Here is a 15,849-nt window from a genome sequence, read left to right on the forward strand (position 1 = left end):
GCCGGGAGCCCCCCCGGGCGGGGGCCGGGGCGGCGGGGGCGGCCCGCGCCCGAGCGGCCCCCCGCCGAGCCGCTAGGCACTACCGCCGCCCGCCGCCAATTAGGCGCTGCCGTCGCCCACCGCCAGCGGCGCGGACAGGCGGGAGCGCAGGCCGCGAGGGCGCTGGAGCAGGGCGGCGGGCTGCCCGGTCGCGCTGAGGCCCACCCCGACCGGCAGCCCGACGAGCGCGATGAGCCAGCAGGACAGCAGCCGGTACGTCAGGACGGCGGCCGCCGCGGCCGCGGAGTCGCCGGCGCCCGCGGCGACCAGCGAGGCGAGCAGGCTCGCCTCGACCAGGCCGGCGCCGCCGGCGACGAGCGGGATCTGGCGGACGAGCTGCCCGGTCAGGTAGGCGCCGACGAGCGCCATCGTGCCGGTGTCGAGGCGGAACGCCTGGGCGACCGCGACGAAGCACGCCAGGTCGCACACCCTGCGCGCGGCGGCCGCGCCGCCGGCGGTGAGCCAGCACCTGGCCGGCAGCGACCAGCAGGCCCGGGTCGTGTCCACGCCGAGGCGGACCAGGGTGTGGATCAGGGCACGCCTGTCCCCGGCCGGCGGGGCGCCGGGGTGCTCCGGCACGGTGCGTGGCCGGATGCCGCGGAGCCGGCGGCGGAGCACGACCGCGGCCGCGCCGAGCAGCGCCCCGGCGGCCGACACCGCCAGGAGGCCGGTCGCGCTGGTGGACACGGCCACCGCGCACCAGGCGAGGTAGACGAGGACGATCGCCGCGCTCGCCTGGATGCTGGCCAGGACCGTGGTGGCGAGGGCGGCCGCGCTCGTCAGGCCGTGCGCGCGGAACTGGCGGACGGCGAACGCGGTCGACACCGGGCCCCCGGCCGGCATCGCCGTGGACAGGGCGGTGCGGGCGAGTGACACGCCCACCGCCCGGCCGGTCGACATCGCGCCGCCGTAGGCGGCCAGGAGGTGGCGCTGCTGCACCGCGTACATGAGCACCGAACCGGCCTGGACCAGCAGTGCCGCCGCGAGCCACCACCACTGGGCCGCCAGCAGCGACCGCAGCACGGTGCCCGGAGCGGGCAGCGACCCGCGCAGCAGCATGAACGCCACCGCCGCCGCGGCCACGGTAAGGGCGACCCCCAGCCAACGCCGCCACTCCCGCAGCCACATGCGCGTACAGTGCGCCGGCGAGATGAGGACCGGTTGAACGCGACGAGTCGCGTCGACATCAAGGCCGCAGCCACCCGCTGTCGCCACGGCGGCAATGTATCGATCGCTGTGACTTTCATGCGATCCGTGCGGCGTTTCGGACCATCCTTCCGCCCACCTTGACCGTCCGGAAAACTCACCCATACGGTTCGACCCCGATCGATCCTGATCGGTGGTGTCGGATCTCGGGAGCGTTCTGTGCGGCCTCATATCTCGATCGTGCTCGCCGCGGCCCTCGTGCTGCCCACCGTCGCCGTCGCCGGCCCGCCCGCCTCCGCGGCCACCGCGTCGACCACCTATGAGGCGGAAAGCGGCACTCTGCAAGGTGTCACCGTCGCCGACACCGTGCCGGGGTTCTCCGGCACCGGATACGTGGCCGGCTTCGACGACCCGGCCGACGTGCTCACCTTCGACTCCTACCCGCAGGCCGGCGACCACGGGCCGGTGAGCGCGGTCTACGACCGGCTGCGCGGCCTCGGCGGCGACCGTAAGCTCGTCGCGCTGGGCGAGGTCGGCTCGATCCCCGACCCGGCGCTGACGCGGGCCTACCACGCCGACTGGAGCTACTTCGTCACCTGGGGTGGCGGCTTCCTCACCAACGGCCAGGCCAACTCCCTGGAGTTCCTGCGCCGCGTGTACGCGGACCCGCACGTCATCACCCTCGACGAGGTCGGCGACTTCAAGCACCACGCCTGCCCGCACCACGCCCGGCCGTGAGCCGCTCGCCCCTGGAGGAGCCAGTACGGCGGCCAGGTCACGCGGTGGGACGGCAACGGCACCCCTGACCATCTGTGGCCCCTCGGCTGAAGGCGCCGGCCGTCCCGCGCCCGCGGGAGGGTCAGTGATCTGCGGCTATGCTACGACCATGAGGCTTGGGCGGCGCACCCGGTGACGGCGGCAGTGGCGGCGAAGCACTCCTGCTGGTCGTATGAGGACCAGCGGCAGTTCGAAGCGTCCGCCAGGACGTTCCTCGCCGAGGGTCTCGCCGCCGGTGAGCGGATCTGGTACGCGCGGGCCGACGGCCCGGGTGGGCTGGGCGGCTGGCTGGACGAGGCAGCGCTGGCGCATCCCGGCGCGGTCCGGTTCGTGCCGCTGGAGGAGACGTACCAGGTCGGGCAGCCGCTGGACCCGCCGGCGCAGGTCGGCACCTTCACGGTCGCGTCGGCCACCGCGGTGGTCGACGGCTTCGCCGGGCTGCGGGTCGTCGCCGACTGCACGCCGCTCGTCGCCACCCCCGACCTGTTGTCCGTGTTCGCCGCCTACGAGGCGCTCGTCGACCGCTTCATCGCGACCGCCCCGGTGCACGCCGTGTGCGGGTTCGACCGCGGCGTCCTCGGCGACCGAGCGATCGCCGAGCTGGCCTGCCTGCACCCGGCGAGCAACGCCGGCGGCGTGTCCTTCACGCTGCGAGCCGGACCGCCCGACGGGCCGGCCGCGATCCTCTCCGGCGAACTCGACGTGGCCGCCGAGGAGCTGTTCCCGGCCGCCCTGGCCCACGTCCGGCCCGAGCCGACCGGCGGGACCATCGTCTTCGACGCCGCCGGCCTGCGGTTCATCGACCACCGCGCGCTGCTGCACCTGCACCGCTACGCGGAGCGCGCCGGCGCCGACGCGGTCCTGCGCACGTCGCTGGGCACCGTCACCGAGCTCGCCGCCATCGTCGGCGCGGGCCGCGTCCGGGTGGAGCGGGTCCAGTGAGGACCGGCGCGGCGGCCGGGCACACCGGCTACTTCCACGAGGCGATCCGCTACGACTCCGACGAGCACCTCCTGGCGGTCGTGCTGCCGTTCCTGCTCGGGGGCGTCGCGGCCGGCGAGCCGACCATGGTCGCCTTCGGCGAGCGCAACGCCCAGCTGGTCCGCGCTGCCCTGCCGGCCGGGTGCCCGGTGACGTTCCTGGAGGGCGGCGACGTCTACGCCCGGCCGGTCGGGGCGATCCGCTCCTACCGCAACCTCCTCGCCGACCACGCCGGCGCCGGCGCCGGCCAGATCCGCATCGTCGGCGAGCTGTCCGCGGCGCAGTTCGGCGCCACCTGGGACGCATGGGCGCGGTACGAGTCGGCGATCAACCACGCCTACGACGAGTTCCCGCTGTGGAGCATGTGCGCCTACGACGAGCGCACCACCCCGCCGGCCGTCCTCGCCGACGTCGACCGCACCCACCCCCGCACCGCGCTGCCGCACGACCGGCACGTGCCGAGCCCGCAGTACGTCTCCCCCGAGGAGTTCCTGCTGCAGGACCGGCCGGCCGTCACCGACCCGATCGAGCACGCGCCGCCGGTCGCGGACCTGTTCGACCCGCGGCCCCTGGAGGCGCGCGCCGCGGTCCGCACCGCCGCGGCCTCGGCCGGCGACGGCCTGGCCGGCCGGCCGGTCGATGAGCTGGTGCTGTCGGTCAGCGAAATCGTCACCAACGCATACGTGCACGGCCTGCCGCCGGTCCGGATGCGGATCTGGGCGGGCCGGGGCCGCATGGTCGTCTCGGTGGAGGACGGCGGGCCCGGCCCCAGGAACCCGTTCGCCGGCCTGCTGCCGACGAACAGCACCACGTCGGCCGGGCTCGGGCTGTGGATCGCCCACCAGTCGTGCAGCCACATCACGCTCCACCGGGCCGCGACCGGCTACACGGTCCGCATGACCGCCGGCCCGCCGTACACCGGCTGAGCCGGCCGGCAGACGGGCCCGCGTCGATCCCGGCCGGGCCGGTGGTGGCCCGGCCGGGGTCGTGACGGGGAGGTCAGCTCCTCGTCCACTGCTGGTTGGTGCCGCCGTTGCACGGCCAGATGATCAGCTTGGTGCCGTTGGTGGTGCCGTTGTCGAACGCGTCGAGGCACTTGCCGGAGCCGGTGCCGACGATGGTGCCGTTGCTGTTGAGCGTCCACTGCTGGTTGGCGCCGCCGTTGCAGTCCCAGATCTGCACGGCCGCCCCGTCATCGGTCGACGCGCCCACCACGTCCAGGCACTTGGTCCCGTACACCTGCAGCTGCCGCGAACCCGTCGCCACCCATCGCTGGTTGGCGCCGCCGTTGCAGTCCCACAGCGGGACGGGGGTGCCGCTGGTGGTGGTGTTGTTGGGCACGTCGACGCAGCGTCCGGACTGCACGCCGCGGATGACGGAGCCGCTGAGCGGGGTCCCGCAGGTGGTCATGCCGGCGGTGTACGGGCAGACGACCGACGCGAACCCGCCCCGCTCCAGCAGCGGCACCGACAGGGTGTCGGCGCTGGTGACGGTCCGGGTCTCGCGCAGCAGGTTGCCGCCGTTGTCCCGCACGGTCTCCAGGAACCACTGGCCGGCGCCGAGGAATGACAGCGGCGTCTGGTACGTCTTGGCGGCGATGGCGGAGATGCCGCCGAGGTACCATGTGCCGCCGTTGCGCCGGGCGAAGTACGCCTCCCGGCCGGGGCTGCCGCCGAGCAGGCGGGTCTCGTCCCAGGCGGTCGGCAGCTGGTTGAGGATCCGCATCGCCTCGGGCTGCGACTCGTAGCTCTCCGGGTTGTCGCCGAGGTGCTGCCAGCCGGACTCGAAGACGATCGCGGTCGCGAGCTCGTGCGCCCTGGTGGTGTCCCGGTTGTAGGGGCTGAAGATGACCGGCGTGAAGTCCATGCTGGCGATCGCGTTGCGGGTGAACGGCAGGATCGTGTTGAGCCCGGCGCGCAGGTACTGCTCGGCGCCGTGCACCGCTTCCGCCGTCATGACGTGCGGCCAGGTGCGCTGCATGCCGCGCGGGGTCGCCGACCCGTGGAAATTGATCATCAGCTGGAGCTCCGCGGTGCGGGCGAGGATCGCGTCGTACCACTGCAGGGTCGGCTGCGTGAACTCGAAGGAGAAGTCGACCTTCACGCCGGCCACGCCCCAGCTCTTGATCAGCGGCAGCCACTGCTCGCGCTGCTGGGAGGTCCACAGGGCGTTGGAGTTGAACCACAGGATCACCTGCACGTTGCGGGCCCTGGCGTACGACACCACGTCCGGCGCCCAGCTGGACTGCCAGCCCTCGTCGATGAGCACGTAGCCCCAGCCGTTGCGGGCGGCGAAGTCGATGTACTGCTTCTGCCGGTTGGCGTCCGACGGGCTGGCGTGCTCGGTCAGCCAGGACCAGGTGACGGTGTCGGGCTTGACCCACGACGTGCCGGCCACCCGGGACGGCGCGGAGAGGTCGTCGACGATGGTCGAGGTCGTCACGCTGGCCAGCGAGCCGACGGCCGCGGTGCGCCACGGCGTGGACAGCGGCAGGCTGGTGGTGATCGCGCTGCCGAGCGAGGCGGTGTAGGTGCCGGAGCCGCTCTGGTGCGCCAGGCTCATCGCCGCGTACCGGCCGTCGAGGTTGGCCTCGGCGACCAGCGCGTAGGTCCCGGCGACGTCGAACAGTGCCGGGTTGCGGAAGGTGGCGGTCGCCGCTGCGCCGGCGGTCGTCTGGAACCAGTAGCCCTGGTCCTCGCGGTGTGACGGCACCAGCCACGTGTTGGTGTTGGTCGGCACGGTCCAGGACGACGCCTCGCGTTGCACGGTCACGGTCCCGCTGCCGGGCAGCACGTACCGGTACGCCGCGCCGGTGTCGGAGGCGCGGACGACCACGTCGAGCCGGGCACCGCCGGCGCCGGTGAACGACAGCGTCGACTCCGAGTAGGTCGTCGACCGGTTGCGCTGCTTGCCGGTGGTCATCGAGTAGGCCTCGGTGACGGTCCGGCTGGTGCGGGTCGTGAAGGTCAGGCCCTTCGTCAGGTCGGCGGCGCCGGTCACGATGCCGATCGCCGACGGGGACAGGATCGTGCGGCCCTGGTTGGCCACGGAGAAGCTCACGGTCCCGTTGTCGTTGAGCGTGACCTGGGCCGACGTCGGGGAGCCGGCGGACGGCCCGGTGACCGTCCAGCTGGTGGCGGCCGCCGCGGGCTTCATCGCGAACGCGGTGCCGGCGGTCAGCACCGCGAGCACGAGCGTGCCGCGGAGCAGGGACTTGTGATGTCGCATGGGGTCGTCCTCCGGAAGGGGTTGGCGGAACCTCGGACGGGGGCGAGCTGGGCGTCGCATCGGATGTCAACGTTGTCAACCACGGCGGCGTTGACTTACGTTGATACATGCGCGACTCTGCGGACATTGAACATCTTGATCATGGCAGTGTCAAGGATCGGCTTTGCCACGCCAAATTCGTCGAAGTCGATCTTCTCCGACCGCTTGACAACGATGACATGTTGTCGATTTGCTGTGGTGACTTTTGAGTCACCGAGTTGGAACTTGTTGAATGCCCGTTTCAAGTTCCAACACCCCCTCACCCCCTGGAGAAGTCCCATGACCGACTTCCGGCTGTCCCGCCGTGCCGCCCTGCGGGGCCTCGCCGCGGCACCCGCGTTCTTCGGCGCCTCCGCGCTGCTGTCCGCCTGCGGCGACGACGCGGACGCGCCCGCCGCCACCGGCTCCTCCACGGACCCGATCACGTTCGGGTCCAACTACTCCGACGACGCCACCAAGCAGGCGTTCGCGGCGCTGTGCGCGGCCGCGACGTCGGCGACGAAGGTGCCGATCACGGTCAACACCACCGACCACAACACGTTCCAGAACAACATCAGCAGCTACCTGCAGGGCACGCCGGACTCCCTGGCCACCTGGTTCGCCGGCTACCGGCTGCAGTTCTTCGCCGCGCAGGGCCTGCTCACACCGATCGACGACGTGTGGGAGAAGATCGGCGGCAACTTCAACGACGCCGCCCGCAGCCTCTCCAAGGGCATTGACGGCAAGCACTACCTCGTGCCGCTGTACAACTACCCGTGGGTCGTCTTCTACAACAAGAGCGTCTTCGCCGCGAAGGGCTACCAGGTGCCCGCGACCTGGGACGACTTCATCAACCTGTGCAAGAAGATGAAGACCGACGGGCTGATCCCGCTCGCGTTCGCGGAGAAGGACGGCTGGCCGGCGCTGGGCACGTTCGACATCATCAACCTGCGCGTCAACGGCTACGACTACCACATCAAGCTCATGAAGCACGAGGTGCCGTGGACCGACCCGGGCGTCACCGCCGTGTTCGACAAGTGGCGGGAGCTGATGCCGTACCTGCAGAACGGCGCCAACGGCCGGACCTGGCAGGACGCGGCCAAGGCCCTGGAGAACAAGCAGGCCGGGATGATGTTCCAGGGCTCCAACCAGGTCGCCGCGAACTACTCCCCCGCGAACCTCGCCGACCTGGACTTCTTCCCCTACCCGGCGATCAACCCCGAGCACGGCCAGTACTACATGGACGCCCCGACCGACGGCTTCATGCTGCCGAAGAAGGGCAAGAACACGGCGGCCGCCAAGGCCGTCCTGGAGTACATCGGCACTGCCGCCGCCGAGACCAAGTTCCTGGAGACCGACCACTGGGACGTCGGGCTCGCCAACGGTCTGGTCGCGCCGACCTACAACGAGATCCAGAAGAAGTCCGTCGCGGAGATCGCCAAGTGCAAGAACGTGTCCCAGTTCATGGACCGTGACACCGTGCCCGACATGGCCACCGCCGTCATCAAGCTCATCCAGACCTTTGTGGACAGTCCGACGTCTGAGACGATCGCGTCGATCCAGAAGAGCGCCGAGGACCAGGCCAAGACGATCTTCACCAAGTGAACGCGTTCGCCCGCCGCGACGGCTTCGTCGTCGCGGCGATGCTCGGCATCCCGCTGCTGATCGACGTCGTCTTCATCTGGGGCCCGGCCCTCGCCTCGGTCGGGCTGTCGTTCACGAAGTGGACCGGCGTCGGCGGCGTGCAGCTGCAGTCCTGCGACTCGCTGCCCTCCGTGCCCGGCATCCCGCAGCCCGGCTGCCTCAACGGCGTCCGCAACTACGAGCAGGCGTTCACCACGTACCCCGACTTCTGGCCGGCCGTGCGGCACAACATCATCTGGCTGCTCGTCTTCGCATGCTTCGCCACCCCACTGGGCATGCTCTTCGCCGTCGTCATCGACCGCGGCATCCGCGGCTCCAGGATCTACCAGAGCATCCTGTTCCTGCCCGTGATGCTCTCCCTCGCCCTCATCGGGATCATCTGGGAGCTCATCTACTCACCCAACTTCGGACTGGTGAACTCGCTACTCGGCCGTACCGGCGACGACAACCTCATCGACTGGCTCGGCGACCCGTCACTCAACCTCTGGGCCCTCCTCGTCGAGGCCAGCTGGCGACAGGCCGGCTACGTCATGATCCTCTACCTCGCCGGCCTGAAAGCCGTCGACCCAGCCCTACGCGAAGCCGCCCTCGTCGACGGCGCGTCAGCCTGGCAGACCTTCTGGCGGGTCGTCTTCCCCGCCATGCGCCCCATCAACATCGTCGTCATGGTCGTCACCGTCATCGAGTCGCTGCGCGCCTTCGACCTCGTGTACATCACCTCCGGCGGCAACCCGCTCAAAGGCCTCGAACTGCTGTCCGTCGCCGTCACCCAGAACATCGTCGGCGAGACCCAACGCATCGGCTTCGGCTCCACCCTCGGCGTCATCCTGCTCGCCATCTCCCTGATCCCGATCACGATCTTTCTCCACCAGGCGTTCCGCCGTGAGGAGTCCCCGCGATGAAGCCCTCCCGGCTCGGTAGCGTCGCCGCGCAGGCGTTCATGCTCGTCATGCTGGCGCTCTGGGTGACGCCGGTGCTGTTCGCGCTGTACGTCGCGCTCCGCCCGATCGCGGAGACCAACGAGCACGGTTACGTGTCCCTGCCCCGCAGCCTGACCCTGGCCAACTTCCAGGCCGCGTGGACCCAGTCCGACATGTGGCACTTCTTCCTCAACTCGCTGGTCATCACGGTGCCGGCGGTGCTGCTCACGCTCCTGCTGGCGGCCTCGTTCGCCTACGTGGTGTCGAGGCTGCGCTTCCGGTTCAACATCCCTCTCCTCATCCTGTTCACCGCCGGCAACCTGCTGCCGCAGCAGGTCATCATCACGCCGCTGTTCCGCCTGTACCTCGCCATCCCGCTCCCGCACTGGGTCAGCGAGAGCGGCCTCATGTACAACTCCTACCTCGGACTCATCGCCATCAACGTCGCGTTCCAGCTCGGGTTCTGCGTCTTCGTCCTCAGCAACTACATGCGGACGCTGCCGAAGGAGCTCGACGAGGCCGCGGTCGTCGACGGCGCGACCGTGTGGACCCGGTTCTGGCGGCTCACCCTGCCGCTGTGCCGGCCGGCCCTCGCGGCCCTCGCCACGCTGCTCACCACCTGGATCTACAACGACTTCTTCTGGGCCATCACGCTCATCTCCACCGGCGACAAGCGCCCGGTGACCTCGGCCCTGGCCAATCTCCAGGGCCAGTTCGTCGCCAACCAGAACATGATCGCGGCGGCCGCCCTCATCGCCGCGATCCCGACCCTCATCGTGTACGTCGCGCTGCAGAAACAGTTCATCGCCGGGCTGGCGCTCGGCTCGACCAAGGGCTGAAAGGCTTGTCCCGTGACCGAGGTCCCGATGACGGCACGGCCAGGGAGCTGCGCCGCGGCGGCGACACCTCGACGCTGATCGGGATGCTCGGCGGCGACCTGGGCAACCCGTTCCACTCCCGGCTCGCCTGCGGGCTGGAGCGCGAGGTCCGGGCGCACGGCCTGCAGCTGGTCACCGTCAACATCGACGAGACCTCGCAGTCCGAGCACCAGCTCACCGAGGCGCTGCTGGAGCGGCGCGTCCGGGCGCTGGTGCTGGCCTCCACCCTGCCCACGCACGACCATCTGGCGGTCGAGCGCCGCCACGGCACGCCGTTCATCTTCGTCGACCGCCCGCCCGTCGGCCTGTCCGCGGACGCGGTCCTGCTGGACAACCGCGACGGCGCCCGGCAGGCGGCGGCGCACCTGCTGGCGCTGGGGCACACCCGCATCGGCATCGTGGGCGACCGGTCCCGGCTCAGCACCCACCGGGAGCGCGTCACCGCGTTCGGTGCTGCGCTGGCGGCGGCCGGCGTCCCGGACTGGCGCGAGCACCTGGTCGAGGGCGCCCACGACATGGACACCGCGCAGCGTGCGGTGACCGCGCTGCTGCGGCTCGACCGGCCGCCGACCGCCGTCTTCACCACGAACAACCGCATCACCACCGGCGCGCTGCGCGCCCTGCACGGGCATCCGTCGCCGCCGGCGCTCGTCGGCTTCGACGAGCTGGACATGGGCGACATCCTCGGCGTCACGGTCATCGCCCACGACGCGGAGAACATGGGCCGGCAGACCGCGCGCCTGCTGCTGGAGCGTCTCGACGGCTACACCGGCCCGCCGCGGTGGGTCATCCTGCCGACCCAGCTGATCGCCCGCGGCACCACCCTGCACCGCCAGTCCCACCTTCCACCCGATCCTGACAACGTTGCCACACCTCGGACCCTGGGGGTCGCATCGATGCTGGCCTCGACACGGCAACTCGCCATCCTGGAAATCGTCAACCGCGACGGCGGCGCACAGCTGCGCCGCCTCGCCGACCTCTTCGGCGTCTCCACCGGCACGATCCGCCGCGACCTGACGATGCTCGACGCGTCCGGCCTCGTCGCCCGCGTCCACGGCGGCGCCGTCCGCCGCCCGGCGGCCGGCCACGGCCAGAAGCCGCTCCGCTCGGCCGTGATGGCGCGGCAGTTCGCCCGGGCCGCGATCGCCGCCGACGCGGCCAGGATGGTGGCGCCCGGCACCACCGTCGCGCTGCCGGCCGGGCCCATCTCGACGCTGCTCGCCCACCACCTGGCGACGGTGCCGGACCTGACGGTGGTGACCTACTCGCTGCCGGTCGCCCAGGCGTTCCAGGAGCACCAGCGCCGCGACCAGACCCTGGTGCTCACCGGCGGCGTGGTCACCGGCACGCAGGGGCTGACCGGCCCGCTCGCCGCCAGGACGCTGCACGCGTTTCACCTCGACACAGCGTTCATCGAGCTCGACGGCACCGACGACGCCGGCGTCCCGGCCAACGTCGACGAGGAGACCGCCGAGCTCAACCGCGCCGTCCTGCCCGTCACCGACCGCGTCGTCTGCTTCGCGGACCACACCGCGTGGCACCGGCGGGGCGAGCACCAGGTCATGCCCGCCGGGGCGCTCCTGCTCGTCGACGCCCGGGTCCGCTCCGAGCTCCGCGACGACCTCGCCCTCGCCGGCGTCCACCCCGTCATCGCCCACGGCCGGCGGCTCAGCCCCACCTGATCCCCGCCGCGGCGACGCGCATCACCCGGTCGTCTCCGGGTACCCCGAGAGGATGACCCAGGGCTCCACGACGGCGTCGCTCGGCGCGCAGCGCTGCGTCTCGCTCACCACGTTCAGGAAGGACGGCACCCCGGTCGCCACGCCCGTGTGGATCACCCCGGACGGCGACGCCCTCGTCGTGACCACCCTCGCCGCCAGCTACAAGGTCAAGCGCCTGCGCCGCGACCCTCACGTGCGGCTGGTCCCCTGCACCCGCACCGGCAAGGTCCACGTCAGCACCCCGCCGGTCGAGGGCACCGCCGAGATCGTCACCGACCAGCGCGAGATCGCCCGCATGACGGGCCTGGTCCGGCGCAAGTACGGCCTCGAGTACCGCCTGGTGATGCTCGTCGAACGGCTCGCCACCCTCGGCCGGCGGGACCGGGTCATGCTGCGGATCACCCTGCAGGGCTGATGCGGCTCAGCTCTGCCCAGCCCAGTTCAGCTCTTCGGCCGGCGTGAGGATTCAGCTCAGCTCTTCGGCCAGCGCGAGGATGATGCCGCCCGGCCCGCGGAGGTAGCACAGCAGGTAGGCGTCCTCGTAGCGCGTCACCTCACCGACGAGCTCCGCGCCGTGCGGGCGGAGGCGGGCGAGGGTGTCCTCGATGTCGTCGACGGCGTACATGACGCGGTGCAGGCCAAGCGTGTTCGACGGGGTGACCGCCGGCTCGGGGGTGATCGACTTCGGGCTGTGGTACGTCGCCAGCTCAAGCCGGCCCGGGGCGCCCGGGACCCGCATCATCGCGATCTCGCTCCGCATGCCGTCGAGCCCGACGACCTTCCCCGCCCAGCTGCCTTCGATCGGCATCCTCCCCTCCAGCTCCATGCCGAGCTCGGTGAAGAACGCGACGGCGGCGTCGAGGTCGTCGACGACGATGCCGACGTTGTCCATGCGCTTGATCGTCATGTCGCCGAGCATATGGGCAACGACGGGGGCACGCTCAGGCGAGGCGGGTCGTGACGGCGGTGGCCATGGCCTGCTCGCCGGCGGCGTTGGGGTGGAACGGGGCGGCGGCGTTCTCCGGGACGACCCCCTCCACCCAGCGGACGCTCTTGGAGCGGCAGACGTCGTGGCCGACCGACGGCGTGTAGGTGTCGGCGTATTCGGCGCCGTTCGACGCGGCGGTCTGGGCGAGCATCGCGTTGAGCGACTTCGCCACCGCGCGCAGGTACGGCACGTCACCGAACGCGAACGGCACCGCCGGCCAGCAGCCGTAGCCGCGGTCGGGCACGATCGCCGGATAGCCGACGACGACGATGCGGGCGGCGGGCGCGGCTGCCCGCACGGCCTGGATGACGGCCGTGACCTTCGGGGCCGTGCCGGCGATCCGGGCCTGGAGCTGGTCGGTGCCGCCGGCGGTGTACCGGTCACGGCAAGGCGTGCCGAAGGGGTCGCCGACGCCGTCCTGGGCGCACGCCGTCACGATGCCGGTGAAGCCGATGTCGTTGCCGCCGATGCCGATCGTGACCAGCGCCGTCGCGGCGGTGACGGCGGAGATCTGGGCGGGGACGGGCAGGCCGAGGGTGCCCTTCCCGGGGTTGAGGATGTCGGCAGTGGTGGCGCCGCCGCAGCTGGCGTCGACGAGGGCGGCCGAGCCGATCGCGCGGGCGACCAGCGACGGGTAGTTGCGGTTGGAGCGGACGCAGTTGAGGTCGACCTGGTCCGGGATCAGCGGTCCGGAGGTGTACGAGTCCCCGAGCGCCACGTACCGTCCGGTGGGCGCGGCGGCGTGGGCGGGGCCCGGGGTGCTCAGCACCAACCCGGATGTCAGCAGCGCGGTGGCGAGCAGGGCCAGTCTCATGGCGGTCCCCCTGGCGGAAGGGATGGCGCGGGGACCGAATTCTGCCAGCTACAGCGACATCGGTCAATGGCTGGCGATGGTTGTGCGAACGTGTTCAGGCGCCCGGCCGGCACGGTCCGGCGGTCTCTGGTCCACTGCGATCGATGTCAAGCCACGATCAGCCGGTGGCCGCCAGGTACGCGTGCACCGCCGAGACCACCACCGAGCCCTCGCCGACGGCGGAGGCGACCCGCTTCACCGAACCGGCCCGGACGTCGCCGACGGCGAACAGCCCCGGCACCGAGGTCTCGAACGCGCCGCGGGTCACCACGAACCCCTTCTCGTCCAGCTCGACGCCCACGTCGTGCAGCCACGCGGAGCGCGGCTGCGCCCCGATCATCAGGAACAGCCCGCCGGCCGCCACCTCGACCTCCCGTCCGGTTGCCCCGTCCCGCCACGTGAGGTGGGTGAGCCGGTCGCCGCCGCGCGCGCCGGTCAGCTCCGACCGCGGGTGGACGGTGATCCGCTCGTGGTGCAGGAGCCGCTGCGCGAGGTAGTCCGACATCGTCTCGGTCAGGTCGTCGCGGCGGATGAGGACGTGCACGTGACCGGCTTGCCGGGCCAGGAACAGGGCGGCCTGCCCGGCCGAGTTGGCGCCCCCGACGACCACGACGTCGCGGCCCAGGCAGGCGCGCGCGTCGATCTCCGTGGCCGCGTACGAGACGCCCCGCCCCTCGAGGTCGGCGACGCCGGGGACGGTCAGCCGCCGGTACCGGACACCGCTGGCGATGACCACGGCGCGGGCGGCCACGTCGGTGTCGTCGTCGAGCCTGACCCGGAACCCGTCAGCGTCACGGGTCAGGCCGGTGACGGATCGGGGCGAGACGAGCCGCGCCCCGAACTTGACGGCCTGCAGCATCGCCGAGCGGGCCAGCTCGCCGCCGGCGATCCCGCGCGGGAAACCCAGGTAGTTCTCGATCCGCGACGAGGTGCCGGCCTGCCCGCCGGGGGCGACGTCCTCGACGACCACGACGTCGAGGCCCTCGGAGGCGCCGTAGACGGCGGCGGCCAGACCGGCCGGCCCGGCGCCGACGACCAGCAGGTCGCACCGTGCCCCCTCGGGCAGCCCGCACAGGTCGAGCCCGACGGCCGTGGCCAGGTCGCGGGGGCTCGGGTCGGTCAGGACCCGCCCCTCCCCGGTCACCACCGCCGCACCCTGCTCCGGCAGCGCGCACGCCGCCGCGACCTCGTCCCAGGCGGACGGGTCGGAGCGCAGCACGACCCGGAACGGGACGTGGTTGCGCGCGGCGAACTCTCGCAGCCGGCGCAGGTGGTGGTCGTCGTCGCCGGCGAGGACGAGGCCGCCCTCGCCCCAGCGGCTCAGCATGCGCCGCCGGGCGTCGAACGCGGAGATCAGCAGGTCGCCCAGGTCCACGGTGGTCGCGATCAGCCGGCGCAGCTCCTCGACGGGCACCCGCAGCAGCGTGGTGCCGGGCATCGCCACCCCGGCGAGGAACGCCGGCTGCCCCATCAGCATGCCGAGCTCGCCGACGAAGTCGCCGGGCTCCACGACGACCACGACCCGGTCGTCGCGGCGGTCCACCAGGCACAGCCCGCCGGTCTCCACGACGTACAGGTCGTAGGGCTCGCCGCCCTCCCACAGCACCTCGCCGGGCGACGGGCGGACCACCTCCCCGGCCGCCTCCAGCAGCGCGCGGTCCTCCGCCCCGAACGCCGGCCACGCCTGGGCCTCGTCCGGCGCGCCGGCCCGCCGCGACGAGTACCGCGTCTGCGCGTCGGGAACTGGGACCGAGCTCATGTGCATGCCTCCTGGTAGCGGGCGGACGTCGCAGCAAGATACCGGAGTGCGAGGATGGCGGGTGATGGAGTCGTACGTCGAGCACCCGCCGGTGGCCGCGTTGGCGCACGTCGTCCGGACGGTGTGGGTCCAGCGCACCGGCGACGTCGCGTACGCGCAGCGGCACCTGCCGGCCGGCGGCGTGGAGCTGCACTTCCCGATCGGCGGGCGCCCGCACCTGCTCGGCCCGCTGACCGGTCCGCAGGTCGAGGTGATCCCGGCGCGGACCACGGTGGTGGGTGTGCGGTTCCTGCCCGGGACCCCGCCGCCCCTGCCGGTGGCCATCGACGAGCTGCTCGACCAGCGCCCGGGCCTGGCGGACCTGTGGGGCGGGACCGCCGACCGGCTCGCGGAGGCGATGGCCGGCGCCCGGACGCCCGAGCGGGCGCTCGCGCTGCTGCAGCGCCACCTCCTGCGTGAGTTCCGCGGCGATGCGAGCGTGGATCCGCTGGTACGGGAGGCCGTGCGGGCGCTGATGCCGTGGTCGCCGGTCACCGTCGACGCCGTCGCCGGCCACCTGGCGCTGTCGGTGAGCCAGCTGCGCCGCCGCTGCCTGCGGGCGGTCGGGTTGAGTCCGAAGGTCCTGCAGCGCACGCTGCGGTTCCAGGGGTTCCTGGCGCTGGCCCAGTCGGGCGCGGCCGGCGTCGCGGGCCTCGCGGCCGACCTCGGCTACGCGGACCAGGCGCATCTGAGCCGGGAGTGCCTGCGGCTGACCGGCCTGACCCCGCGCGACCTGCTCGGCGGCGAGGTCGACCGCTGTTGCTGCGGCCACGACCACACCGCGTCCTACGAGCCGTTCCTCCGAGGCCGTGCGCGATTCGTTCAAGACCCGGCCGGCGCCCGCGGGATCTGATCAAG

At 72.1% G+C, this 15,849-nt stretch carries 14 protein-coding genes; 9 read left to right on the top strand and 5 right to left on the bottom strand.

Going from position 1 to position 15,849, the window contains the following annotated elements; translation table 11 throughout:
• Nucleotides 1-99: 99 nt before the first annotated feature.
• Nucleotides 100-1,167, bottom strand: coding sequence for a lysylphosphatidylglycerol synthase domain-containing protein (locus ABD332_RS34570; RefSeq protein WP_344506691.1), 1,068 nt, complete (start codon nucleotides 1,165-1,167; stop codon nucleotides 100-102).
• Between the two features lie 237 nt (nucleotides 1,168-1,404).
• On the opposite strand from ABD332_RS34570, the gene ABD332_RS34575 reads away from it, so the two are divergent.
• The 3 genes from ABD332_RS34575 to ABD332_RS34585 all read left to right on the top strand — a co-directional run bounded on the left by ABD332_RS34575 (nucleotide 1,405) and on the right by ABD332_RS34585 (nucleotide 3,869).
• Nucleotides 1,405-1,923 (top strand): glycosyl hydrolase, encoded by a 519-nt coding sequence (locus ABD332_RS34575; RefSeq protein WP_344506692.1) that lies wholly within the window; start codon nucleotides 1,405-1,407, stop codon nucleotides 1,921-1,923.
• A 171-nt stretch (nucleotides 1,924-2,094) separates the two neighbouring features.
• Entirely contained in the window at nucleotides 2,095-2,904 is an 810-nt protein-coding gene (locus ABD332_RS34580) for an MEDS domain-containing protein (protein WP_344506694.1), read from the top strand.
• Nucleotides 2,901-3,869: an anti-sigma factor RsbA family regulatory protein gene (locus tag ABD332_RS34585; protein ID WP_344506696.1), complete on the top strand. Its 969-nt coding sequence runs from the start codon at nucleotides 2,901-2,903 to the stop codon at nucleotides 3,867-3,869. Before ABD332_RS34580 ends, ABD332_RS34585 begins: the two co-directional genes overlap by 4 nt.
• A 73-nt stretch (nucleotides 3,870-3,942) precedes the next feature.
• On the opposite strand, the gene ABD332_RS34590 is transcribed toward ABD332_RS34585, so the two are convergent.
• Complete coding sequence (locus tag ABD332_RS34590) at nucleotides 3,943-6,171, bottom strand: glycoside hydrolase family 97 N-terminal domain-containing protein (protein WP_344506698.1); 2,229 nt, start codon at nucleotides 6,169-6,171, stop codon at nucleotides 3,943-3,945.
• 318 nt (nucleotides 6,172-6,489) lie between these two features.
• Here ABD332_RS34590 and ABD332_RS34595 point away from each other — a divergent pair, with 318 nt between their 5' ends.
• From ABD332_RS34595 to ABD332_RS34615, 5 genes are read left to right on the top strand one after another with little or no spacing between them, the layout of a single operon-like run.
• Nucleotides 6,490-7,794 (top strand): ABC transporter substrate-binding protein, encoded by a 1,305-nt coding sequence (locus ABD332_RS34595; protein ID WP_344506700.1) that lies wholly within the window; start codon nucleotides 6,490-6,492, stop codon nucleotides 7,792-7,794.
• Entirely contained in the window at nucleotides 7,791-8,735 is a 945-nt protein-coding gene (locus ABD332_RS34600) for a carbohydrate ABC transporter permease (RefSeq protein WP_344506702.1), read from the top strand. The genes ABD332_RS34595 and ABD332_RS34600 overlap by 4 nt, the downstream gene beginning before the upstream one ends.
• Nucleotides 8,732-9,592: a carbohydrate ABC transporter permease gene (locus tag ABD332_RS34605; RefSeq protein ID WP_344506704.1), complete on the top strand. Its 861-nt coding sequence runs from the start codon at nucleotides 8,732-8,734 to the stop codon at nucleotides 9,590-9,592. Before ABD332_RS34600 ends, ABD332_RS34605 begins: the two co-directional genes overlap by 4 nt.
• A gap of 5 nt (nucleotides 9,593-9,597) precedes the next feature.
• Nucleotides 9,598-11,313 carry a substrate-binding domain-containing protein gene (locus ABD332_RS34610; protein ID WP_344506706.1) on the top strand — a complete coding sequence of 572 codons (1,716 nt, stop codon included), beginning with the start codon at nucleotides 9,598-9,600 and terminating at the stop codon, nucleotides 11,311-11,313.
• A 52-nt stretch (nucleotides 11,314-11,365) separates the two neighbouring features.
• The gene (locus ABD332_RS34615; RefSeq protein ID WP_344506708.1) at nucleotides 11,366-11,767 is read left to right on the top strand and encodes a PPOX class F420-dependent oxidoreductase; all 402 of its coding nucleotides are present in this window, start codon (nucleotides 11,366-11,368) and stop codon (nucleotides 11,765-11,767) included.
• A 51-nt stretch (nucleotides 11,768-11,818) separates the two neighbouring features.
• Here the strand turns inward: ABD332_RS34615 and ABD332_RS34620 are convergent, their stop codons facing one another.
• From ABD332_RS34620 to ABD332_RS34630, 3 genes are all read right to left on the bottom strand, one after another.
• Entirely contained in the window at nucleotides 11,819-12,259 is a 441-nt protein-coding gene (locus tag ABD332_RS34620) for a VOC family protein (RefSeq protein ID WP_344506710.1), read from the bottom strand.
• Nucleotides 12,260-12,293: 34 nt separating this feature from the next.
• On the bottom strand, nucleotides 12,294-13,154 hold the full coding sequence (locus ABD332_RS34625) for an SGNH/GDSL hydrolase family protein (RefSeq protein WP_344506712.1): 861 nt from the start codon (nucleotides 13,152-13,154) through the stop codon (nucleotides 12,294-12,296).
• A gap of 157 nt (nucleotides 13,155-13,311) precedes the next feature.
• The gene (locus ABD332_RS34630) at nucleotides 13,312-14,952 is read right to left on the bottom strand and encodes an FAD-dependent oxidoreductase (RefSeq protein ID WP_344506714.1); all 1,641 of its coding nucleotides are present in this window, start codon (nucleotides 14,950-14,952) and stop codon (nucleotides 13,312-13,314) included.
• 64 nt (nucleotides 14,953-15,016) lie between these two features.
• Here ABD332_RS34630 and ABD332_RS34635 point away from each other — a divergent pair, with 64 nt between their 5' ends.
• On the top strand, nucleotides 15,017-15,844 hold the full coding sequence (locus ABD332_RS34635; protein WP_344506716.1) for a helix-turn-helix domain-containing protein: 828 nt from the start codon (nucleotides 15,017-15,019) through the stop codon (nucleotides 15,842-15,844).
• The last annotated feature ends 5 nt before the right edge of the window (nucleotides 15,845-15,849 follow it).

The sequence above is a fragment of the Dactylosporangium maewongense genome, from assembly GCF_039531485.1.
In the GTDB taxonomy this organism is placed as follows: Bacteria; Actinomycetota; Actinomycetes; order Mycobacteriales; family Micromonosporaceae; genus Dactylosporangium; species Dactylosporangium maewongense.